General features: G+C 74.1%; 20 protein-coding genes and 1 riboswitch. Of the genes, 5 read left to right on the forward strand and 15 right to left on the reverse strand.

Annotation, left to right across the window (positions count from 1 at the left end; all coding sequences use genetic code 11):
- Window positions 1-85 precede the first annotated feature (85 nt).
- From macS to C892_RS0114300, 3 genes are all read right to left on the reverse strand, one after another.
- Window positions 86-1507: a MacS family sensor histidine kinase gene (macS, locus tag C892_RS0114290; protein ID WP_026124358.1), complete on the reverse strand. Its 1422-nt coding sequence runs from the start codon at window positions 1505-1507 to the stop codon at window positions 86-88.
- A 400-nt stretch (window positions 1508-1907) separates the two neighbouring features.
- Window positions 1908-2789 carry a hypothetical protein gene (locus C892_RS0114295; RefSeq protein WP_017557772.1) on the reverse strand — a complete coding sequence of 294 codons (882 nt, stop codon included), beginning with the start codon at window positions 2787-2789 and terminating at the stop codon, window positions 1908-1910.
- Window positions 2786-3553, reverse strand: a complete 768-nt coding sequence (locus tag C892_RS0114300; RefSeq protein WP_017557773.1) for an alpha/beta hydrolase — start codon at window positions 3551-3553, stop codon at window positions 2786-2788. The genes C892_RS0114295 and C892_RS0114300 overlap by 4 nt, the downstream gene beginning before the upstream one ends.
- Before the next feature lie 220 nt (window positions 3554-3773).
- Here C892_RS0114300 and C892_RS0114305 point away from each other — a divergent pair, with 220 nt between their 5' ends.
- On the forward strand, window positions 3774-4616 hold the full coding sequence (locus C892_RS0114305; protein WP_017557774.1) for a lysophospholipid acyltransferase family protein: 843 nt from the start codon (window positions 3774-3776) through the stop codon (window positions 4614-4616).
- Between the two features lie 243 nt (window positions 4617-4859).
- Here C892_RS0114305 and C892_RS0114310 read toward each other — a convergent pair whose 3' ends face one another.
- Complete coding sequence (locus C892_RS0114310) at window positions 4860-5588, reverse strand: endonuclease/exonuclease/phosphatase family protein (protein WP_017557775.1); 729 nt, start codon at window positions 5586-5588, stop codon at window positions 4860-4862.
- Between the two features lie 215 nt (window positions 5589-5803).
- On the reverse strand, window positions 5804-6406 hold the full coding sequence (locus C892_RS0114315) for a molybdopterin-dependent oxidoreductase (RefSeq protein WP_017541370.1): 603 nt from the start codon (window positions 6404-6406) through the stop codon (window positions 5804-5806).
- Window positions 6407-6714: 308 nt separating this feature from the next.
- Here C892_RS0114315 and aroF point away from each other — a divergent pair, with 308 nt between their 5' ends.
- Entirely contained in the window at window positions 6715-7755 is a 1041-nt protein-coding gene (gene aroF, locus C892_RS0114320; protein ID WP_017541369.1) for a 3-deoxy-7-phosphoheptulonate synthase, read from the forward strand.
- 324 nt (window positions 7756-8079) lie between these two features.
- On the opposite strand, the gene thiI is transcribed toward aroF, so the two are convergent.
- Both thiI and C892_RS0114330 read right to left on the reverse strand, forming a co-directional pair.
- Window positions 8080-9357 (reverse strand): tRNA uracil 4-sulfurtransferase ThiI, encoded by a 1278-nt coding sequence (gene thiI / locus C892_RS0114325; RefSeq protein WP_017557776.1) that lies wholly within the window; start codon window positions 9355-9357, stop codon window positions 8080-8082.
- Between the two features lie 308 nt (window positions 9358-9665).
- On the reverse strand, window positions 9666-10691 hold the full coding sequence (locus tag C892_RS0114330) for a 6-phosphofructokinase (RefSeq protein WP_026124359.1): 1026 nt from the start codon (window positions 10689-10691) through the stop codon (window positions 9666-9668).
- 206 nt (window positions 10692-10897) lie between these two features.
- Between C892_RS0114330 and glpK the strand changes: the two genes are divergently transcribed.
- Window positions 10898-12376 (forward strand): glycerol kinase GlpK, encoded by a 1479-nt coding sequence (glpK, locus tag C892_RS0114335; protein ID WP_017557777.1) that lies wholly within the window; start codon window positions 10898-10900, stop codon window positions 12374-12376.
- A 103-nt stretch (window positions 12377-12479) separates the two neighbouring features.
- Here glpK and C892_RS0114340 read toward each other — a convergent pair whose 3' ends face one another.
- The 6 genes from C892_RS0114340 to thiO form a co-directional block, all read right to left on the reverse strand.
- Window positions 12480-13043, reverse strand: coding sequence for a Uma2 family endonuclease (locus C892_RS0114340; RefSeq protein WP_017557778.1), 564 nt, complete (start codon window positions 13041-13043; stop codon window positions 12480-12482).
- A gap of 74 nt (window positions 13044-13117) precedes the next feature.
- On the reverse strand, window positions 13118-13762 hold the full coding sequence (locus C892_RS0114345) for a response regulator (protein ID WP_017557779.1): 645 nt from the start codon (window positions 13760-13762) through the stop codon (window positions 13118-13120).
- A 150-nt stretch (window positions 13763-13912) separates the two neighbouring features.
- Window positions 13913-15940 carry a Stk1 family PASTA domain-containing Ser/Thr kinase gene (gene pknB / locus C892_RS0114350; protein ID WP_026124360.1) on the reverse strand — a complete coding sequence of 676 codons (2028 nt, stop codon included), beginning with the start codon at window positions 15938-15940 and terminating at the stop codon, window positions 13913-13915.
- 11 nt (window positions 15941-15951) lie between these two features.
- Window positions 15952-16773 carry a thiazole synthase gene (locus C892_RS0114355; protein ID WP_017557781.1) on the reverse strand — a complete coding sequence of 274 codons (822 nt, stop codon included), beginning with the start codon at window positions 16771-16773 and terminating at the stop codon, window positions 15952-15954.
- A 1-nt stretch (window position 16774) separates the two neighbouring features.
- Window positions 16775-16975 (reverse strand): sulfur carrier protein ThiS, encoded by a 201-nt coding sequence (gene thiS / locus C892_RS0114360; RefSeq protein ID WP_017541361.1) that lies wholly within the window; start codon window positions 16973-16975, stop codon window positions 16775-16777.
- A gap of 4 nt (window positions 16976-16979) precedes the next feature.
- Entirely contained in the window at window positions 16980-18230 is a 1251-nt protein-coding gene (gene thiO / locus C892_RS0114365; protein WP_017557782.1) for a glycine oxidase ThiO, read from the reverse strand.
- Window positions 18229-18339, reverse strand: a riboswitch (TPP riboswitch). Its footprint overlaps the gene before it by 2 nt.
- A 102-nt stretch (window positions 18340-18441) precedes the next feature.
- Here thiO and C892_RS0114370 point away from each other — a divergent pair.
- Together C892_RS0114370 and thiE are read left to right on the forward strand one after the other, a co-directional pair.
- Entirely contained in the window at window positions 18442-18804 is a 363-nt protein-coding gene (locus C892_RS0114370; RefSeq protein WP_017557783.1) for an Rv2175c family DNA-binding protein, read from the forward strand.
- A 362-nt stretch (window positions 18805-19166) separates the two neighbouring features.
- Window positions 19167-19823, forward strand: coding sequence for a thiamine phosphate synthase (gene thiE, locus C892_RS0114375; RefSeq protein ID WP_040685428.1), 657 nt, complete (start codon window positions 19167-19169; stop codon window positions 19821-19823).
- 327 nt (window positions 19824-20150) lie between these two features.
- Here thiE and C892_RS0114380 read toward each other — a convergent pair whose 3' ends face one another.
- Together C892_RS0114380 and C892_RS0114385 are read right to left on the reverse strand one after the other, a co-directional pair.
- The gene (locus C892_RS0114380; protein WP_017557785.1) at window positions 20151-21173 is read right to left on the reverse strand and encodes a MerR family transcriptional regulator; all 1023 of its coding nucleotides are present in this window, start codon (window positions 21171-21173) and stop codon (window positions 20151-20153) included.
- Entirely contained in the window at window positions 21167-21976 is an 810-nt protein-coding gene (locus C892_RS0114385; protein ID WP_040685429.1) for a HEAT repeat domain-containing protein, read from the reverse strand. The genes C892_RS0114380 and C892_RS0114385 overlap by 7 nt, the downstream gene beginning before the upstream one ends.
- Between the last annotated feature and the right edge of the window lie 300 nt (window positions 21977-22276).

Here is a 22276-nt window from a genome sequence, read left to right on the forward strand (position 1 = left end):
GGCGGCGTGGGGCTCTGGCGGCCCTCGGGGCCGGGCGGATCTCGTGTCGGGTCGGCGCCTCCCGGCAGAAGCCTGACCGGTCCGCCTACCGGGCCGTCTCCTCCGGGACCGGGATGTGCATCTCGATCTCGGTGCCTTCGCCCGGGGCGGTGATGACCTCCGTCGTGCCCGCCAGGTCGCGGATGCGGCCGCGGATGGACTGGGACATCCCGAGCCTGCCCTCGGCCCGGGCCTCCTCCGGGCGTTCGGGAGGCATCCCCGGCCCGTCGTCGCGGACGGTCACCGTGACCTGCCCGCCCTCGTCCTCCAGCAGCAGCCACACCCGGGTGCCGTCCGGGCAGTGGCGGTCGACGTTGGCCAGTGCCGCCTCCACCGCGGCACGGATCTCGGCCACCGCCGGCGCGGGCATGCGCACCGGGTCGGCCGGGCCCGCGAACGTCACGCGGGACGACGCCAGCTCGGCCAGCGCCGCGTGCAGGTCGGCCGAGGGAACGACGGCGTCGGTCGGGGCCGGGCCGGGAGAGGAGCGGCCCCAGGAGGACACGAGGCCGCGGAGTGAGGGCACCAGGCCGCGGAGCGACGTCCGGACGCCCGCGGAACCCCTGCTCCCGGCAGCCCCCGGGCCGCCCGCACCGGCTGTGGCTCCCGCGGCCTCCGCACTGTCCGCACTGTCCGCACTGTCGGCACTGTCTGTACCGTTCTCGGGCCGCTCGACGGCCGGGCCGCCGCCGACCAGGGTGCGCAGGCGCACCTCCTGCTCCCCGGCCAGGCGCCCCAGCTCGCCCGCCTCGCCCCCCAGCTCCTCGCCGCGGCGCCGCACCATCGCCAGCACCTGCAGCACCGAGTCGTGGATCGACCGCGCCAGGCGCTCCCGCTCGGCGGTGCGCGCCTCGATCTCCACCGCCTCGGCCAGGCGCCGCTCCGCCCGCAGCGCATAGTGCGCCAGGTAGCCCATCGAATACCCGGCCAGCAGGAGCAGCACCACGCCCCGCGGCACCGCCGCGCTGATCTCCAGGCCCAGCCACACCCGGACCGCGATGTCCACCACCCCGTGCCCCAGCGCCACGCACAGCGCCCACCGGCGGCCGCCCACCACCGCCGCGGCCAGGGCCGCACCGGCGAACCACGTCGAGGTCAGCGGCGGGGCGTGGCGCAGGTAGACGGGCTCGACCACCAGCGCGGTCGCGGCCAGGCAGGCGAAGGCCACCGCGACGTCCGCGGCCGCCAGCAGCCGCTCGTCCACGGTGCCGCGGCCGGGACCGTAGGCCCACACGGTGAACAGCGTCCAGGCCGCCATCACCACCAGCACGGCGACCGCCCCCACCGGGTGCGCCAGCAGCCGGAAGGTGTCGGCGACCATGTAGGCGGCGTAGACGAGGGAGGCCGCGCGGAACACCGCGATCGCCCGCCACAGGGGGACCTCGAACCCCGTGGCCCCGTCGCGGTCCGACCGCCGCTCCGGGGGCGGCGGGGCGCCCCCCACGCGGGTACGGGATTCCTGGTTCATCGGGCCACGCCTTTCGGGAAGACTCCGGAGACGGTCTTACCAGCCCTGCGCGGCCGCATCACCCCGCAGGACGGCCGACCGGGGGAGTGGACGACGCGCACCGTGCCGGTCGGCGTCCTTCCCCGAGGGGCGAACCGGGAGCCTTGCGTCCGGTGGCGACGTCGACCGGTGCACGCCCCGGGCAGAGGCGCCGGCCCCGGTTCGCGCACACCGCACGCATCGTGAACACCACACGTGTCTCGGCGCTTTCCCCTCGATCCCCGCACCAGGGCGGCAGGCCGGCGGACACACAGCGGAGGCACACGTGCAAGGCCGATGGGGAACGGGTGTACGTCCCTGACCGAAGGAGGCCGGGGGCGGCACCGCCGGAGACCTCACGGGGGAACGGTGTCGGGCGGCGTCAGACGATGGCGCCGTCGTCGGGGCCGTTGTCGCCGGAGGCGCGGTCGCCCATGCGGACCACCAGCACCACGAACCCGGCGATGAAAGCGGCCACCGCGCAGAACGCCAGCCACCCCGGCCGCACGCCCATCAGCATCGACACCAGCAGCACCGCCGGGCCGCCGAACAGCCCGCCCCAGGCCAGCCGCCCCACCAGGTCGCCACTGGGCAGCGGCGGCGGGGGCGGGGGCACGAAGTGGTCCTCCGCGTCGACGGCGTCCCGGTCGCCGCGCCCCTGGGCGGTGTCCTCGTCGTCCTCGTCGGCGCCGTCGCCGGGGGCGGTCCGGCCCCTGTGGTCCCCGCCCTCGTCGTCCTCGGTGTCCGCGGAGCGCGTCCGCCCGGAGGAGGGGGAGACGTTCTCGGCGTCCGGCCAGGACGGGGGCTCGTCGCCCTCGCCCGTCCCGGGCTCGTAGAAGCGCGCCACCAGGTCGGCCCACACCTCGTCGTCGTCCCGGGGCGGCGCGGCGCCGTCCGGCCCGGCGGCACCGTCGACGACGTCTGCGCCGTCGACACCGTCCGCGGCGTCCATGGGACGCAGAGGGGCCGCGACGCCGCCGGGCTCTTCGGCGGTCTCATCGCGGCCCAGGTCGGGAAGCTCGGTGCGGAGCACGCGCTCGGCGGAGTCGCGCTCGCGCTCGTCGACGTAGAGGTGGTCGGTGGCGGCCGCGCCGGGGGCGGACCCGGGGGCGGGGTCGGCCGCGTCGGCGTCCAGGCGGATCGCATAGGCGGCGATCCCCTCCCGCCCCAGGGCCTCCAGCATCCGGTCGGCAGAGGCCGGGGGAAGGAGGATGAGCGGCACATAGGCGTCCGCGAGCAGACCGTTGCCGCGGCGATGCGTCATCGCTGTCGTCCTTCCCCGCTTCTGCTGTGCTCGCGCACGAAGCCGAGGCTGCCCTCGAAGATCGCGGCGGCATCGTTGTCCAGGGTGGCGACATGGTAGCTGTCGCCCAGCGAGCGGACGGCCACCGTGGTGTTGACCGCCTTACTCGTGAGGATACGCAGACTCTGCGGCCCGATGACATGATCTTCCGGACTTCGGTAGGCCAGAACCGGCGCCCGCAGCGCGGGCATGCCCTTGCGGACCGCGCGCCACAGTTTCGGGAGTGTCGCGGCCGCAGCGGTGGGCACCCGGTCGTACCCCACCTCGTGCGCGCCGGGCCGCTTGATGTCGTCGGCCAGGCCGGCCGTGGACGGCAGCAGGCGCTTGAGCAGCGGGGCGGCGAGCAGCAGCGGGTTCTCCAACGCCAAGGACGGGTTCACCACCACCGCACCGGCGACCTTGTCCGGGTGCTCCTGGGCCAACCGCAGGGCGAGGCAGCCGCCCATCGACATGCCCATGACGAACACCTCGTCGCAGCGCCGGTTCAGCTCCAGCAGCGCGCGCTCGACCTCGGCGAACCATTCGTCCGAGGTGGTGAGGTTCATCTCCTGCCAGGTCGTCCCGTGGCCGGGCAGCAGCGGCAGCTCCACCGCGAGCCCGGCCCCGGCCAAGTGGTCGGCCCAGGGGCGCATCGACTGGGGGGATCCGGTGAACCCGTGGCACAGGACCGCCCCGACGGGGCCTCCGGGGGCGCTGAAGGGTTCGGCGCCGGGCAGCAGCGGCATGGGACGCTCCTCGCGAGGGCGGTCGGCACGACGGGCGCGGGATTACGAAGTTAACCCGCGCGCGGGGCCGTCCGGTACCCCGGCCCCCGGGCGCCGCCGGAGCCTGCATTGGTAGTCGGTCCCGACCAATGCGAAGATGGCCACGATTGTTCGTGGAAGCGGGAAGGCGATCGTGGCACGCGTGTCCGGACCCCACCCGCCGGTGCGGGGGTGAATCTCGGTGTTCTACTGGGTTGTGAAGGCGTTTCTGGGCCCGGTGCTGGCGGTGCTGTGGCAACCGCGCGCCGAGGGCGTCGAGAACGTTCCGCGCACCGGTCCGGCGATCATGGTGAGCAACCACCTGTCGTTCTCGGACCACTTCTTCGGTCCGCTGCCGCTGCCGCGCAAGATCACCTTCCTCGCGAAGGCCGAGTACTTCACCGGCACCGGCCCCAAGGGGCTGATCAGCCGCCTGTTCTTCACCGGTGTGGGGCAGATCCCCATCGACCGCTCCGGCGGCAAGGCGAGCGAGGGCGCGCTGCGCACCGGGCTGAGGGTGCTCAAGCAGGGCAAGCTGCTGGGCATCTACCCCGAGGGCACGCGCTCGCCCGACGGGCGCCTGTACCGCGGGCGCACCGGTGTGGCGCGCCTGGCCCTGGAGTCGCGCGCCCCGGTGGTGCCGATGGCGATGATCAACGTCGACAAGATCATGCCGCCCGGGCGCACCGTCCCCAAGCTGGGCATCCGCCCCAAGGTGGTCTTCGGTAAGCCGCTGGACTTCTCCCGCTACTACGGCATGGAGAAGGATCCCCGCGTGCTCCGCGCGGTGACCGACGAGATCATGTACGCCCTCCTGGCGCTCTCCGGCCAGGAGTACGTGGACCGCTACGCCCAGTCGGTCAAGCGCGAGCTGGAGCAGGCGGCCAAGGAGGAGAAGAAGGAGCAGCACGCCGACGCCAAGGAGCGCAAGCGCTCCGAGCGCGCCAAGCGCAAGGCGGAGAAGAAGGCCCGCAAGGAGGAGAAGAAGGTCGCCCGCCAGGCGGAGAAGGCCGACCAGCCCGAAGAGGCCGCGGAAACGGGCTGACCCGCCCCGGGTCCGGGGACCGGCCTCCGGTCTCCGCGGCGACCCGCGCGCAGTGCTTCGGCCGACCGCCTTCTTCGACGTGCCGACGCGCACAGTGGGCCGCCCCAGGCCTCTCAGGCGCTCGGTCTTCCGCCCGGCCTGGCCCGTGGAGCCGCTCCCACTCGGCGCACACGGGGCTCCGGGGCCCTGGCCTTGCCCAGGCCGACCACCACGGCGGGGTCCGGCGGGACGCGGCGTGCGGGGTCAGGGGGCCCGGCGGGGCTCCAGGGTGAGGTCGGCGATGACCGGGCGGTGGTCGCTGGCGGCGTGGACGTCGGCCCGGGCGAGGTCCTCCACGGGCACCCCCGAGCCGAGGACGGCGAGCCCCGGGCCGGTGAAGACGGCGTCGATGCGGCGCCGGGGGCGGCGCGAGGTGAAGGTGGCGCCCTCGCCGGCCGGGGCCGCTGCGCCGGCGTCGCACAGGTCGGCCGTGAGGATCCGCCAGGTCCTGCCGCCCGGTGTCCCGTTGACGTCCCCGGCCAGGACGCGCGGCGCGTCCCCGGCGAACCGGCGCAGGTGCTCCAGGGCCTCCCGGGCGTGGGCGGCGCGTGCGCTCTCCTCCAGGTCCAGGTGGGTGGAGGCGACGGCGACCCGGCGGCCGCCGATCTCCAGCAGGGCGGCGGAGACGGCGCGGCGGTGCAGACCGCGGCGCGGGGTCAGAAGCGTGTGCCGGGTGTCCAGGACGGTGATGCCGGGCCGCACGAGCACGGCGAGTCCGCAGGAGCGCCGGTCCACGGCGGACACCAGGCCGGTCGCGCGCCGCAGCGCCCGTCGGCGCAGGCACCAGAAGAGCAGCCGCGGGGCCTCCTGGAGGCAGACCACGTCGGGGCGGCAGTCGCCGATCACCCGGTACAGGGCCGGCCGCGAGTCCCGCATGGCGCGGATGTTGTAGCTGAGCAGCCGGAACCGGGTTCCGGCCGGAGTCGCTTCCACGATCGTGGTCTACCCGGAACCGCCGCACCTGCGCTGACGGCGGGAGGAGTTCTCCCTTACCCGGCGCCGGATCGCCGCCGAGCGACCGGGGGCGTGGCGATGTCGTCGGTGTGCAAGAGGCCCTGGGGCGGGAACGGGTGCCGGGGCGCTACCCCAGTAGGCCGGACTCAGGGGAGCAGAGGGAATCCGGGTGTCCGGGAGCCGGGGACGGGGCCTCAGATCAGCGGGGGACCGTCGCCCGGGTCCTCCTGGTAGGAGTAGCGCTGTTCCGACCATGGGTCGGCGAGGTTGTGGTACCCCCGCTCCTCCCAGAAGCCGCGGCGGTCGGTGGTCAGGTACTCGACCGCCCGCAGCCATTTCACGCTCTTCCACCCGTACAGGTGCGGCACCACCATCCGCAGCGGGAACCCGTGCTCCGGGGAGAGCTCCTCGCCCTCGCGGTGGGTGGCCAGCAGCACCCCGTCCCGCAGGAAGTCGTCCATGCGCACGTTCGCGCTGTAGCCGTACTCGGCCCACAGCATCACGTGCGTGGCCTCCGGGGCCGGCGGGGCGAGCTCGACCAGCGCCGCCGAGGAGACGCCGCTCCAGCGCACCTCCGGCAGGGTGAACCTGGTCACACAGTGGAAGTCGGCCGTCCACTCGGTGTGCGGCAGCCCGGAGAACTCCTCCCAGGTCCACCGGTGCCCGGCGGGATCCTCGGTGGCGCCGTAGACGCGGAAGTCCCAGCGGTGCGGGCGGAAGCGGGGCACCGGACCGTAGTGGACCGCGGAGTGGTCGCGCGGTATGTACTGCCCCGGCGGCAGTCGATCCTGGGCCAATCGAACCCCCTCATGCGGTGCCGCTGCGGCCTTCCCGCCATCCTGCCAGCCCCGCGCGCCGTGCCGGGCGGCGCCCCGCGTGTGCGACCGCGCCCCCTCCGTGCGCTATAGTCGCTCACATGCAGCACAGCTTTTGGCGCTTTTATGGCTACCGGCCCCTGGCTTGGACGGTCGCCCGCCTAGCGCTGCGCTGAGACGGACGTTACGAAGAAGCCCCGGGCCGAAAAAGGCCCGGGGCTTCTTCGCGTCTCAGGGCCTCTCCGCCGCCCGGGCCCGCCTTTCGACCCCGACGCCGAAGGAAACAGGACATGGTCATCGTCATGGCGCCCGACGCCTCCTCCACCGACATCGACTCCATCGTCGACCTCATCGCCACCGCCGGCGGCGAGGCCTACGTGACGCGCGGTGTCAGCCGCACCATCATCGGGCTGGTGGGGGACGTCCGGCACTTCGAGACGCTGGACCTGCGCGCGATGCCCGGCGTGAGCGACGTGCTGCGCATCTCGGCCCCCTACAAGCTGGTCAGTCGCGAGAACAACGCCGAGCGCTCCGTGGTGACCGTGCGCGGGGTGCCGATCGGCCCCGCGCATACCACCGTCATCGCCGGGCCGTGCGCGGTGGAGACCCCCGAGCAGACCCTGCAGGCCGCGCGGATGGCCGCCGACGCCGGCGCCTCGCTGCTGCGCGGGGGCGCCTACAAGCCCCGCACCTCCCCCTACGCCTTCCAGGGCCTGGGCGAGACCGGCCTGAAGATCCTCTCCGACGTGCGCGACGAGACCGGCCTCCCCATCGTCACCGAGGTGGTCGACGCCTCCGACGTGGAGCTGGTCGCCTCCTACGCCGACATGCTGCAGATCGGCACCCGCAACATGCAGAACTTCGCGCTGCTGCAGGCCGCGGGCGAGGCGGGCAAGCCGGTGCTGCTCAAGCGCGGCATGAACGCCACCATCGAGGAGTGGCTGATGGCCGCCGAGTACATCGCCCAGCGCGGCAACCTCGACATCGTCCTGTGCGAGCGCGGCATCCGCACCTTCGAGAAGGCCACCCGCAACACCCTGGACATCAGCGCGGTCCCGGTCGCCCAGGAGCTGTCCCACCTGCCGGTGATCGTCGACCCCTCGCACTCGGGCGGCAAGCGCTCCCTGGTGCTGCCGCTGTCGCGCGCCGCCCTGGCGGTGGGCGCCGACGGCGTCATCGTCGACGTGCACCCCCGGCCGGAGACGGCGCTGTGCGACGGCCCGCAGGCGCTGGTCGACACCGACCTGGCCGAGCTGCGCGACGTCGCCCAGACCCACGCGGCGCTGCTGGGCCGCACCCTGGTCGAGGCCCCGGCTCCGGCCGCGGTCTGACGGGAGGCGCCGTTCGGGGCGGCCCCGCGTCGGGCCGCCCTTTGGACGGCCCCGGCGGCCTTCAGACGGCCCGTCGGCGCCCGGGTCGGACGGTGTGCATCCCATGTGCGGCCCGAGCGCACGGTGAGTGAGCGGGGCTCCGGGAGTCACAGGGCGGGTACGCGTGTCCGGTGGGGCGCAGGGGCCCCGGGGCCGGCTCGGCCGTGGCCGTCGTGGCATGGCCCGTGTGCCGCCTCCGGCGCCCCGCGCGAGGCGGGGCGCTCCGGAGGCCTTTGGGGCGGGGACGGGCGTCCTGCGGGGGCGCGATTGCGCCCCCGGGCCGGATCAGACCGAGGCCGGCGCGGCGTCGCCGAGGAAGCTGGGCCGGTGCAGCTGGGTGTTGGCCGCCAGGTACTCGGCCAGCTCCTCCACGTCCAGCCGCTTCTCGATCTGGCGCAGGTCGGCGATCTTGGCGGCCGTCTCCACCTGGCGCGGCGTGAGCAGCGTGCAGCAGTCCTCGTCGGGCAGCTCGGAGATGGACAGCGTGCCGATCGCGCGCGCCTGGTCCATGATCTCGGTCTTGTCCATGCCGATGAGCGGCCGCAGGATCGGCACGTCCACCGCGTCGTCGAGCGCGGTCAGGTTGGTCATCGTCTGGCTGGACACCTGCCCCAGCGCATCGCCGGTGATCAGCGCCTCGGCACCCAGGTCGTCGGCGAGGGCCTCGGCGGTCTTGAGCATCAGCCGCCGCTGGGCCACGATCTGCAGCCGCTCGGCGCCCGAGCTCTTCAGCTGCTGCTGGGCCTTGCCGAAGGGCACCACGAACAGCCGCGAGCCCACCTGGAACCGGTCGAGCTGGCGCACCAGGCTGTAGGCCTTGTAGATGGACTCGGGGCCGGTGAACGGCATGCCCGAGAAGTGCAGGAAGTCGACCTTGAGGCCGCGGCGCATCATCCGGTGGGCGGCCACGGGCGAGTCGATGCCTCCCGACATCAGCACCAGGCCGCGCCCGCTCATCCCCGCAGGCAGGCCGCCCTGCCCGGGCACGCCGTCGGTGAAGACGAACACCTCGTCCTTGTCGACCTCGATGAAGACCGTGTTCTCCGGGTGCTTGAGCTTCACCGCGAGGCCGGTGGCCTCCTGCACGCGCGCGCCGACCTCCTTGGCGATCTGGGAGGAGGTCAGCGGGAACCGCTTGTCGCGCCGCCGGGCGCGCACGGCGAAGCTGCCGGTGCGATCGGCCATGGAACGCACGGCGATGTCGGTGACGGCGCCGATGTCCTTGGCGACCCGGCGCGCCTGGTGCACCCAGACCACGCCCATGACGCTGCGCATGCGCTCGGCGAGCTCGGCCACCTCCAGGTCCGAGGCCCCGGGCATGCGCAGGATGATGACGCCCGCACCGCGCCGGGTGAGCTTGATCTCGCCCAGGCCGCGCGCGGCCGAGCGGATGTTGTTGTGCAGGCGGCGCTCGAAGAGGTTGCGGTTGCTGCCCTTGAGCACGATCTCGCCGAGCTTCATCAGCACGCACAGTTCGCCCAGACCGGACCCGGCGCCCTCCGAGCCGGAGGCGGCGGTGCCCTCGGGCGCGGTGTCGGGGGCGGGGTCGGACGTGACGGCCATGGCGGCATCTCCAGGTCAGGGTCGGGTGTGGTCGGACGGAGGGCCCTCACGCGGGGGCGGAACCTCCGATCCCTCCAGTATCCGCCACGCGGACGACCGGTCGGGACGAACAGGGCGGGAGAGGGCGGGGGCGGTGCGCGGGGCCTTCCCGGGGGAGGAAACCCCTCCGGACCCGATTGTCTTCCATCGGACCCGGTCCCGTCCCCGCCTTCCCCGTACGGCACGCGCGAGGGCCCCGCGCCGCAGCGCGGGGCCCAAGGGGAGGACGCCTTGTCTCGAGGGGCGTGCCCGTGTGGGGGAGGAGGCCCTCAGCCGAAGAAGACCTCGGCCTCGGCGTAGCGCTCCTCCGGAACGGTCTTGAGCTTGTCGGTGGCGGCCGACAGGTCCACCCGGACGATGTCGGTGCCCTGCAGGGCCACCATCTTGCCCCAGGAGCCGTCCCGGACCGCGTCGATGGCGTTCACGCCCAGGCGCGTGGCCAGCACCCGGTCGAACGCCGAGGGCGTCCCGCCGCGCTGCACGTGCCCGAGCACGACCGACCGCGACTCCTTGCCGGTGCGCCTCTCGATCTCCTCGGCCAGCCGCTGCCCGATGCCGCCCAGGCGCACGTGGCCGAAGCTGTCCTTCTCGCCGGTGGCCAGCTCCATCTGCCCGTCCTTGGGGTGGGCCCCCTCGGCCACCACGATGATGGGGGCGTACTCGGTCTGGAACCGGCTCTCCACCCAGCCGACCACGTCGTCGATGTCGAAGGGCCGCTCGGGGATCAGGATCGCGTTGGCGCCCGCGGCCATGCCCGAGTGCAGCGCGATCCACCCGGCGTGCCGGCCCATGACCTCCACCACCAGCGCGCGGTGGTGCGACTCTGCGGTGGTGTGCAGCCGGTCGATGGCCTCGGTGGCGATGTTGACGGCGGTGTCGAAGCCGAAGGTGTAGTCGGTGGCGTTGAGGTCGTTGTCGATGGTCTTGGGGACCCCGACGACGTTGACCCCCTGCTCGGTCAGGCGGGTCGCCACGCCGAGGGTGTCCTCGCCCCCGATGGCGACCAGGGCGTCGATGCCCAGCCCCGCCATGTTGTCCTTGACGCGCTCGACACCCCCCTCGATCTTCATCAGGTTGGTGCGGGAGGAGCCCAGGATGGTGCCGCCCCGGGGGAGGATCCCGCGCACGGCGGCGCGGTCGAGCACCATGGTGTCGCCCTCCAGGGGGCCGCGCCATCCGTCCCGGAATCCCACGAATTCGTAGCCGTAGTCCTTGATGCCCTTGCGGACGACGGCGCGGATGACGGCGTTCAGGCCCGGGCAGTCTCCACCGCCGGTCAGAACCCCCACTCGCATACGCCTGCTCCTCGTCATGTGATGCCGTGCGAACTGTGTGTTTCGACCCTTGACCTCTCGGTCCGCTGACGTCAGCCTAACGACAGCGATGTGACCGGCATCACGGAAAGCCCTGCGCCCCGGCCTCGGCGGCATTCGGGGGGCAGCCGCCTTCCACCGCCCACATGGTCTAGACCATAGTCGCCCAACGCACTGGAGGCCAGCAGATGACCGTGCTCACCATCGACGCCGGGACGACCGGCGTCACCGCCCTCATGGTCGGGGAGGACGGCCGCGTCCTTTCCCGCGGATACCAGGAGTTCGCACAGCACTACCCGGAGGCCGGTTGGGTGGAGCACGTCCCCGAGGAGATCTGGCAGGCCGCGCTGGCCGCGTGCCAGAGCGCCCTGGACGCGGCCGGCACCCCGCCCACCTGTGTGGGCATCACCAACCAGCGCGAGACCGCTGTGCTGTGGAACCGCAAGCGCGGCTCCTCGCCCCGCCGCGCCGTCGTCTGGCAGGACCGGCGCACCGCCGGCATCTGCACCGAGCTGCGCGAGGCCGGGCACGAGGACCGGGTCACCGAGGTCACCGGCCTGCGGCTGGACCCCTACTTCACCGGCACCAAGCTCACCTGGATCAAGCGCAACGACCAGCGGGCCTGGAGCGGGGTGGAGTCCGGCGAGACGGCGGTGGGCACCGTCGACTCCTACATCATCGCCCGGCTGACCGGCGGCGCCCGGCACGTCACCGACGCCAGCAACGCCTCCCGGACCCTGCTCTACGACATCCGCAGGGGCGCGTGGTCGGAGGAGATGTGCGAGCTGTTCGGGGTGCCGGTCTCGGCGCTGCCGGAGGTGGTGCCCTCCTACGGGAGCGTCGGCGAGACCGACCCCGAGGAGTTCCTGGGGCTGCGCCTTCCGGTCTCCGGCATCGCCGGCGACCAGCAGGCCGCCATGTTCGGCCAGAACTGCTACCGCCCCGGCACCTCCAAGTGCACCTACGGCACCGGGTCGTTCATCCTGGTCAACACCGGGGAGGAGACGGTGGCCCCGGATCACGGGCTGCTGAGCACGGTGCTGTGGCAGCACCCCGACGGGCGGCTGGAGTACGCCCTGGAGGGTTCGATCTTCGTCACCGGCGCGGCGGTGCAGTGGCTGCGCGACGGCCTCGGGCTGATCGACACCGCGGCGCAGTCGGAGGGGCTGGCGGCGAGCGTGCCCGACTCGGGCGGGGTGGTCTTCGTGCCGGCACTGACCGGCCTGGGCGCGCCCGACTGGGACCCGCACGCCCGCGGGGCGGTCTTCGGCATCACCCGCGGCACCGGCCGCGCGCACCTGGCGCGGGCCACCCTGGACGCGATCGCGTTCGAGGTGCGCGACGTCGCCGAGGCCATGGCCCGCGCCTCGGGCACCCAGGTGCCGGAGCTGCGGGTGGACGGTGGCGCCTCGGCCAACGACCTGCTCTGCCAGATCCAGGCCGACCAGCTGGGCGTGTCCGTGGCCCGGCCTCAGGTGCAGGAGACGACCGCCCTGGGCGCGGCTTTCCTGGCGGGCCTGGGCACCGGCGTGTGGTCGTCCACGGACGAGCTGGAGCGCACCTGGAAGCTCGACCGCAGGTTCGAGCCGGGGGAGCGGGACGACGCCCAGTACCGCCGCTGGAGGACGGCGGTGGAGCGCTCCAAGGGCTGGGCGGAACTGGCCTGAGGGAGCGAAGGGCGACAGACAGGGCGACGACAGGGGCGGGCGGGACGCCGGTGGGCGTCCCGCCCGCCCCTGTCCGTGCCTCAGGCGGGCGTGCGCGGCCGCGTCAGTACGTACGGAAGCGCGAGGTGTCCAGCTCGAACCCGAAGGGCTCGGGGACCGGGACCGGTTTGCCGAAAGGGAGTGTGGTCTGCTCCGTGTAGTGGCCGTTCTCCGGCGAGGAGTAGAGGGTCGAAGAGCGCGCGAGAGGATCGACCAGCAGGTAGACCGGGATGGCGGCGGCCGCGTAGATGCCCAGCTTCGCCACACGGTCGTTGTCGGCATTGGACCGTGAGACGACCTCCGCCGCCAGGATCACCTCGTCCGGGGAGACGAAGTACTCCTTGGTGTCGAGGGCCGCCTCAGGTGCGACGAAGAGGTCGGGGATGGTGCTCCGAGCGATGTGGTGCATCCTGACCTCCAGGTGCACCTCGGTGTCGTACCCCGCTGGAAGGTGGGGTTTGAACTGCCACAGCAGTTCCATGACCGTGCGCTGGTGCTTGCCGATGGGGGGTGGCGACACGGTGATCTCCGCTTCCCTCAAGATCTCCGCGCGATAGCCCCTGGGGACGTCGAGTTCGTCCAGCGTCGTGAAAAGGTCGACCGCGCCGTCGGGTGTCGTGACTGTCACTTCCGGCCTCCGTGTCATGAGTACCGTCCCCAGGATCGTCGTGCACCGGCCACGGGTCCCGCGTGGTTTTCAGACTACTCGTCGAGGTTCCTCTCGATCGCGTAGCGCACCAGCTGGGCGCGGTTGTGGAGCTGGAGCTTGGTGAGCGTGTTCTGCACGTGGTTCTGCACCGTCCGGTGGGCGATGCCCAGCCGGGACGCGATCGCCTTGTACTCCAGTCCCTTGGCGACCAGCCGCAGCACCTCGGTCTCCCGGCGGGTCAGCTCCGGTGCCGGGTCCTCCTCCTGGGACGGCGCGGGCTCGGAGGCCAGGCGGCGGTACTCGCCCAGCACCAGCCCGGCCAGGCCCGGCGTGAACACGGCCTCGCCCCGGTGCACCCCGCGCACCGCCTCCAGCAGCTCCTCGCGGCCGGCGGACTTGACCAGGTAGCCGGTGGCCCCGGCCTTGACCGCGTCCAGCACGTCGCGGTGCTCCCCGCTGGCCGACAGGATCAGTACCCGGGGCGCGGGGCCGTCCGAACCCGCCAGCAGCCGGGCGGTCACCTCGACCCCGCTCAGGTCCGGCAGCTGGAGGTCCAGCAGCACGACGGTGGGCCGGGCGGCCGGGGCCACCCGCAGCGCCTTGGCGCCGTCCCCGGCGGTGGCCACCACCTCGAACCCGGCCTCGGCCAGGTCGCGGGCGACCGCGTCCCGCCACATCGGGTGGTCGTCGACCACCATTACCCTGACCTGCCGGTCCTCTGCGGTCCCGGAGTCCTCGGCCGCCTCTGCCCGCACACTGCCGTCCATGCCGGGCACCCTAGCGGGGCACCGCCACGCCGGGGTAGCGGCGGGCCGCGGCAGGGGCCCTCGGAGCGCCCGGTCAGCCGGTCAGCCGAACGGGGTGACGATCAGCTCGATCTCGGTGCCCTTCTTCGCCTTGCCCTTGGGGTTGTAGTCGGTCACCCGGTCGCCGCCGATGACCTTGGTGACCTTCACCTTGAAGCCCAGGTCCTCCAGCTGCTTGCGGGCCTTGCCGACCTTCTTGCCGCGCACGTCGGGGACCTCGATCTCCTTGGGGCCGCTGGAGACGGTGATGGTGACCTCGTCCCCCGAGCCCGCGGTCGTCCCGCCGCCCGGGTTCTGGGACATGACCTCGCCCTCGGGCACGTCGTCGCTGGGCTTGGACTCGACCTTCACCGTGAGCCCCGCGCCCTCCAGCTGGGAGCGGGCCGCGTCCTCCTTCTTGCCGGTCACATCGGGGACGTCGAACCCCGCGCTGACCGTCAGCCGCACCGCGCCCTCCCGGTCGGCCATGGCCTCGGGCTCGGGGTCGGAGGACAGGACCGTGCCGGGGTCGGCGTCGCGCGACTCGGCCTCTTCCTCCTCCACCTTGGTGAAGCCCGCGTCCTCCAGGGTCTTGCGGGCGTTCTCCACCGGCTCGCCGACCACGTCGGGGAGCTCCACGGTGCGCGGCCCCTTGGACAGCCGCACCGTCACCGTCTCGCCCGGCAGGACCTGCTCGCCCACGGCCGGGGAGGCCTCGCCGATCTGGCCGGGGTCGGCGTCGTCGCTGTAGACCTCGCCGTCGGCGATCGACATCTTCAGCCCGGCGTCGGCCAGCATCGCCTGGGCCGCCTCCTGGTCCTGGCCGACCAGCCCGGGGACCTGCTCGTACCGCCCGGCGAAGTACCACCAGCCCGAGCCCAGCAGCACCACCGCGAGCACGCCGGCCACCGCGGCCAGCACGCCCTTGCGGCGCCAGAGCGGCTCGCGGCCGGGGCCGTCATCGTCGTCGTAGTCGCCGGGCCCGTCGAACCCGCCGTAGCCGCCGCCGGACTCCACGATGAGCGTGTCGTTGCCGCCGCCCGGGGCGGCCCCCGCCGGCGGGGGCCCCACCGCGGCCTCGGGGGGCGGCCCCTGCGGCGCGGTGGTCCCGGCCGGGGGTCCGACCGGATCGGCGGGCGGAACCGGGGCGCCCGGGTGGGCGGCGGCGCCCGCGGCGGCAGCGGCTCCGGCCCCGGCGGCTCCTGCCGCGCCGGGCGCGAACGAGGCGTGCGGACCGCTCTCGGTGCCGCCGGTGGCCTGCACCAGCATCGCGTGGAACTGCGCGGCGTCCACGGGGCGGTAGCGCGGGTCGCGCTCGGTGGCGCGCGCCACCAGGTCGTCGATGGGCGCGGGCACCCCGGCCACCACGCGGGAGGGCCGGGGCACGTCCTCGTTGACGTGCTTGTAGGCGACCGCGATGGGGGTGTCCCCGGTGTGCGGCTGCTCTCCGGTGAGCAGCTCGTAGAACAGGACGCCGGCCGCGTAGACGTCGGTGCGCGCGTCGGAGGCGCCGCGCTCGATCTGCTCGGGCGCCAGGTAGGCCGCGGTGCCCATGAGCGTGCCGGTCTTGGTCATGCCCTGCCCGGCCGACTCCACGGCCCGGGCCAGCCCGAAGTCGGCGACCTTGACCCGGCCGTCCTCGGTGAGCAGCACGTTCTCCGGCTTCACGTCCCGGTGCACCATGCCCGCCTGGTGGGCGGCGCCCAGCGCCGAGAGCACCGGGGCCATCACCCGGGCCGCCTCGGCCGGGCCGAACCGGCCCATCGCGGTCAGCATGTCGCGCAGCGTCCGCCCCGGCACGTACTCCATCGCCAGGAAGACCGTGCCCTGGTCCTCGCCCTGGTCGAAGACCTGCACCACCCCGGGGTGGGAGAGCTTGGCCACCGAGTGCGCCTCGTTGATGAAGCGCCGCACGAAGTCGGGGTCCTGAGCCAGCGAGGGGTGCATGACCTTGAGCGCCAGGCGCCGGTCGAGTCGCAGGTCGTGGGCGAGGTAGACGGTGGCCATACCGCCGCCCGCGACGCGCGACTCGACGACGTAGCGACGGTCGAGCGTCGCACCGATGAGCGGGTCGGCAGTCGTTCTGTCCACGAGAGGGGAGTCTACGGGTGATCGGCCGGAGGGGACGAAGCGTGCGCGTGGCGGCGCACCGGGATGCGCCCGGCGAGGCGGGCCGAACGGCCCGCGGCCACGGCGTCGCGCATCGCCCGGGCCATCAGCACCGGGTCCTGGGCCCGGGTGACCGCGCTGGCCAGCAGCACCGCGTCGCAGCCCAGCTCCATGGCCTGGGCGGCCTCGCTGGCGGTGCCGATGCCGGCGTCCACGATCACCGGCACCCCGGCCTGCTCCACGATCATCTCCAGGCTGTGCGGGTTGCGGATGCCCAGCCCGGAGCCGATCGGCGCGGCCAGCGGCATCACCGCGGCGCAGCCCACCTGCTCCAGACGGCGGGCCAGCACCGGGTCGTCGTTGGTGTAGGGCAGGACCGTGAACCCCTCGTCGACCAGGCGCTCGGCGGCGTCGAGCAGCTCCACGGGGTCGGGCAGCAGGGTGCGCTCGTCGGCCACCACCTCCAGCTTGACCCAGTCGGTCCCCAGCGCCTCGCGCCCCAGGCGGGCGGTGCGCACGGCGTCGGCGGCGGTGAAGCAGCCGGCGGTGTTGGGCAGCGGGGCGATGCCGTTGCGCTCCAGCACGTCCCAGACCGAGCCGTCGGAGCCGGGGGTGACCCTGCGCATGGCGACGGTGGTCAGCTCGGTGCCGGAGGCCTGCAGGGCCTCCTCCAGCACCCGCATGGAGGGTGCGCCGCCGGTGCCGGTGATCAGCCGCGACGCGAACGAGCGCCCGGCGATGACCAGCGGGTCGGCGGCGGTGGCGGCGGCGCGGGCGCCGTCGCGGGCGCCGTCGTGGGCGGTGGCGGTCGTCATCTCAACCTCCCTGGACCGCGGTGAGCACGTCCACGCGGTCGTTCTCGGCGACGGTGGCGGTGTCCCAGCCGGCCCGCGGGACCACCTCGTCGTTGAGCGCGGCGGCCACGCCGTTCGCGGCGCCGGTCAGGCCGCGCACCAGGTCGCCGACGGTGGTCCCGGGGTCGACGGCGCGCCGCTCCCCGTTGACGGTCACCTCCATGGCTTCAGGGCTCCTCACGTTCGTCCCGGGTGTTCGTTCCTGGGGTCCTGGGCCCCTCGCCGGGCCCGAAGCGGGCGGCCGCGAAGGGGCGTGCCTCGGCCGGAAGGTCCTCGCCCAGCAGGGCGGCGGCCATGGCGTCGGCGGTGGCGGGGGTGAGCAGCACCCCGTGCCGGTGGTGGCCGGTGGCCAGGTGCAGGCCCTCGGGCGCGCCCGCGCCGAGCGGGCCCAGCAGCGGCCCGTTGTCGGGAGACCCGGGGCGCAGGCCCACGCAGGCCTCGGCGATCTCCAGCTCGCTGACGCCGGGCACCAGCTCGTGGGCGTCGCGCAGCAGCCCATAGACGCCGCCCGCGGTGAGCCGGGTGTCCCGGCCCATCTCCTCCTGGGTGGCGCCGAGCACGACCTCCCCGTCCGGGCGCGGAACCAGGTAGACCGGGGCGCCCTTGACCAGGCCGCGCACGGTGCGGGAGACGACCGGCTCCTGCCCGGCCGGGGTGCGCAGCCGCAGCAGCTGCCCCTTGACCGGGCGCAGCGGCGGCAGCAGCCCCTCGGGCAGCCCGCCGATGTCGGGGGTCCAGGCCCCGGCGGCCAGCACCACCCGGCCGGCCTCGATCACCCGTCCCGAGGCGGTGCGCAGGCCGTGCACCGCGCCGCCCGCGCACACCACCTCGGCGGCGCGGTCGGCCACGAGGACGGTGCCGCGGGCGGAGGCGGCGCGGCGCAGGGCCGCGGTGAGCCGCCGCGGGTCCACCGAGTGGTCGTCGGGCGCGTGCACGCCGCCGCGCACGTGCGGGGCGAGCATCGGCTCCAGGCGGCGGCATTCGCGGGAGGTGATGCGTTCGGCCTTCAGGCCCAGCCGGGACTGCAGCTCGCCCAGCTCGGTCAGGCGGGCGAGGTCGTCGGTGTCGAAGGCGATCTGCAGGGTGCCGCGGGGGCTGTAGCCGGCCGCGGTCCCCGCGTCGGCCTCCACCTCCGCGATGAAGGAGGGGTAGCGGTCCCGGGAGGCGGCGCCCAGCCGCATCAGCGCCTCTTCGCCGAAGACCGCCTCGGTGGCGGGGGTGAGCATGCCGGCGGCCACACCGGAGGCGGCCGCGGGGTCGGCGGCGGGGGCGACGACGGCGGTGCGCAGGCCGCGGCGGGCGGCGCGCCAGGCGGTGGCCAGGCCGATCAGGCCGCCGCCGGCGATGACCGCGTCGAACGTGCCGACCGCTTCGGGCGTATCGGGCGCCTCGGGCGCCTCGGGCGACGATTCGGACATGGCGGTTCTCACCACTCCCTTCGCCGGTATGACCCGGATCAGGTTCGTGCGGTCGGGGGCGGCAGCCCCCCTCTCAGCCGGGTCCCACCCGGCTCCCGCGGGGACGGTGCCGCCGGGAACGCGTCCCGGCGGCGACACATCCCATCCTAGTCGGCGCGCCCCGGCGGCACGAGGCGCCCTGAACGTCCGAGGGCTGTGGCACATTGGGTTCGTGACTCAGAACGACAACGGTGCCGACTCCCTGGTCGGCGACTGGATGACCCTGAACGAGGCGGGCACGGCGCTGGGCATCGGGCCCAACCGCGTCAAGCAGTACATGCGCGAACGGCGGCTGCTGGGCGTCAGGCGCAGGGGAGAGGTGATGGTCCCGGCCGCGCTCATCTCGGGCGGGGACGTGCTCAAGGGGCTGCCGGGGACCCTGACGCTGCTGGCGGACAGCGGGTTCTCCGAGGAGGAGGCCCTGGAGTGGCTCTTCACCCCGGACGACACCCTGCCCGGCTCGCCGGTCCAGGCCCTGGCGGAGAACCGGGGGACGGAGGTGCGGCGCAGGGCGCAGGCGCTCGGCTCCTTCTGAGCCGTCCGAGGCCGGGGAAGGCGCTCCCGCCGCGAGCCCGGCCCTCGTGCGCGTGCCGCCGCTTCACGTGCGGAGCGATGCCGTGGCCGCGGTGTTCACGGCGGACGGCCGACGGCGATGGCCCACCGGAGGATTCCTCCCGCAGCCGATGGACGGCTGCGACGGCGGCCGCGCCAGAGGCGAACGGGGCCGCCGTACGGAAGCGACGGTACCGACGGCAGCGGCGGAAGAGGCCGGGGGAGAGGCCGTCCCCGGCCGTGCGACCGGTCACCGTGTGCTCGCCGCCGCCTCCCGCACCGGCAGAGGCCGTGGCCGGTGACGGCCCCCGGCCTCGTCGGGGGACGCACCGCTACTCTGGCCGGATGAGCGACAGCTTGCGCGAACGACTGGGCGGCGCCCGCCTGTACCTGTGCACCGACGCCCGCCGGGACAAGGGCGACCTGGCCGCGTTCCTCGACGCGGCCCTGGCCGGCGGGGTGGACATCGTCCAGCTCCGCGACAAGGGGCTGGAGGCGCGCCAGGAGCTGGAGGCCCTGGAGGTCATGCGCGAGGCGTGCGACCGCCACGGGGCGCTGATGGCCGTCAACGACCGTGCCGACATCGCGCGCGCGGCCGGAGCCGACGTGCTCCACCTGGGGCAGAACGACCTGCCCGTGCCCTACGCGCGACAGATCATCGGGGACGGCCCCCTGATCGGCCGGTCGAACAACAACGCCGATGTCGCCGCGGCGTCGGCCAAGGAGCCCGGAACGGACTACTTCTGCGTCGGACCGACCTGGGCCACCCCCACCAAGCCGGGGCGCCCGGCCGCCGGGCTGGACCTGGTGCGCCGCGCCGCCGAGCTGGCCGAGGGGCGCCCGTGGTTCGCCATCGGCGGCATCGACGCGCAGAACCTCGGCGAGGTGCTGGAGGCCGGGGCGCGCCGGGTGGTCGTGGTGCGCGCGATCACCGAGGCCGATGACCCCCGCGCCGCCGCGGCCCACCTGAAGCGCCGCCTCGCCGAGGCCCCTTTGGCCTGACACCGCCGCGATCCGGAATCCGCCGGACCGCCGGTGGGACCCGGCGGCGGCGACGAGGAAGGCCGGCGGCTGCTCTGGAGGTGCCGTCGAGTCGTGGCCGTGCGTGCGGTCACCGGAGCGGGCGACGGCGGAATGGCGGGTGTCCCCGCTCGCAGCCGCTTGCCGGGCGGCCGGTCGTCACCGGTCCGGGGGCGAGAACCGCATTCCTGGGGCCGCTGCCGCCCTCCCGACAGGTGTTCGGCGCCCCTGCGGGGCGGGGCGGTGGCGGGCGTACCCGGGCGGCCCCCTGGCCTCGATGCGCTCGGTGCTTTCGGGCCATGGGGGCCCTCAGGGCACATCAGGGGGCCGCTCTTCGATGACTCCGGCCAGGGCCGTGGCGACCAGGGCGACGGCGGGGTCGTCGTCGCGGGTCAGGTGGTGCAGGACCTCCTGTGCGGGGGCTCCCTCGAGTTCGACCAGTGCCTGGGTGAGGCGGATCCGCGTCGCGGAGTCCGCGGCGGGCGCGGCGAGGGCGTCGGCCAGGGCGGCCGTGATCCGTTCCGCGCACCCGGGCTCCCGGGACAGCGCCCCCAGGACCTCCGCCGCCTCCACGTCGTTGGACCCCTCGACCACCATGCCGACGAGCTCGGGCACGGCCGCCGTCACGCCCTGCCTGCCCAGGGCCAGGGCGGCGTGTCTGCGGACCGTCGCGTCCGCGTCCCCCAGGGCGCCCTCCAGCACCGCGGCCGCGCCCGGAGCCCCGGGCATCTCGGTGATCGCCAGCACCGCGCGCCGCCGGACGGCGACGTCCTCCGAGCGCGTCCCGGCGCCCAGCACCGCCCTGCCGTCGCCGTCCGATCGTGCGAGCGCCCAGCGCAGGGCGCCTGCGACGTGGGGGTCGGATTCGTCCAGGACCGCCCGGGCCAGCAGCTCGGCGGGGACCGGCGCCCCCTCCGACCCGGCCAGGACGGCCTGGTTCCTGCGCGCGGCGCTCGTCGAATCGAGCTCCCGCATGAGCGCGACGATGCGCAGCACGTCCTGCCAGCCGGCGGGGGCCGACGTGTCGATCGCACGGAGCCGTTCGAGCAGCTCCTGCTCCCGGGCCAAGCGCTCCTCCGTCCACCGGATGAGGTCGCCGACCAACGCGGACGGCGTGAAGGCCGGGTCCTCCAGCGCGCGTCCGATCTGCTTGAGCGACAGCCCGAGGGACCGCAGGCTCTCCACGTGGAAGATCCTGCGGACGTCTTCGGCGGAGTACTCGCGATAGCCGCCGGCGGTGCGGCCCGTCGGCCGCACCAGCCCCAGGGCGTCGTAGTGCCGGAGCATCCGGGTGCTCACCCCGGATCGGCGGGCGACGTCGCCGATCAGCACCCCGGAGCCCCCGTCGCCCCTGGAGCGCCCGAGGCGCCGGAAGCTCCCGAAGCCTCCGAAGCCGCCGAAGGCTCTGCGGCCTCGGCGGTCACGGTGTCCGCCGACGCGACCGCGGCGGCGGCAGCGGCGGCCCGTTCCGGGCCGAGCGCGACCACGCGCTCCGCCTCTGCGAGCGCCGCGTCGAACCCGCTCTCCGGGTCCTGGCGGAGCAGCTCGGTGGCGCGGGCGTGCGCGGCCACCTCCGGCTCGGGGCTCTCCGCGGCCTCCTCCAGGAGGGGCGTGACCGCCTCGCCGAGGTCCACCAGCGCCCGGCTCAGGCTCAGCCGCACGTCGCGCTCGCCCCGGCCGAGCTGCAGGACCAGTTCACCGGCCAGCCGCCTCCGCTCCTGCTCGTCCTCGGGGACGAGGGCGGCCGCGACCCGCCATGCGGTCCGTGCGACCTGGTCGTCGGCGTCGCGCAGCAGGTCGCGGGTGATCCAGGCCCACGTGCCCGCGTCACCGATCTTGGACAGCAGGTGCAGCGCCTGGCTTCGGGCCTGAGGGCGCTCGGAATCGAGCTCCCGGCGGATCCGGGGCAGGGTCGCCTCCGACGGGAGGCGGGTCAGCGCCCAGGACAGCATGTCCCGCACGAAGAAGTCGGGCTCGACCGCGCACCGCTCGATGAGCGTCTCCAGAAGCGCAGGGTCGGGGTTCGAGCCGACCGCGAGCGCCGCCCGGAGCCGGACCGACGTGTCCCCGGCGGACAGGGCCTCGGCCACGCGGGTGTTCTGTGGTGTCGTGGTGCTCGTTTCGATCGGGACCACCTCCTGCGCCCAAGTGAAGACCTTGTCACTGTGTCAAGGTCAAGACTGTGGTCGGCAGGTTGACGAATTCGCTGGTCAAAGGGCTTCGGCGTGTGAGGGGGAGGAGGGAGCGCCGATTCCGCGCCTCTGCTGCGCAGGAATGGGGAGCTGCACTACAGGGACGTCCTTCTCCGGTGGTCCCAAGGGCCTCAGAGCCACCTGCACTCTCTCCTAACACTGTTAGGTAACGATTGCCGGGCACGCCTGTACGCGGCCCCGTCCGGCTCTCTAGGTTCGGTGACACGCATCACACGGGCCGCC

Origin of the sequence: Nocardiopsis baichengensis YIM 90130 (assembly GCF_000341205.1) — a bacterium.
Lineage (GTDB): Bacteria > Actinomycetota > Actinomycetes > Streptosporangiales > Streptosporangiaceae > Nocardiopsis_A > Nocardiopsis_A halophila.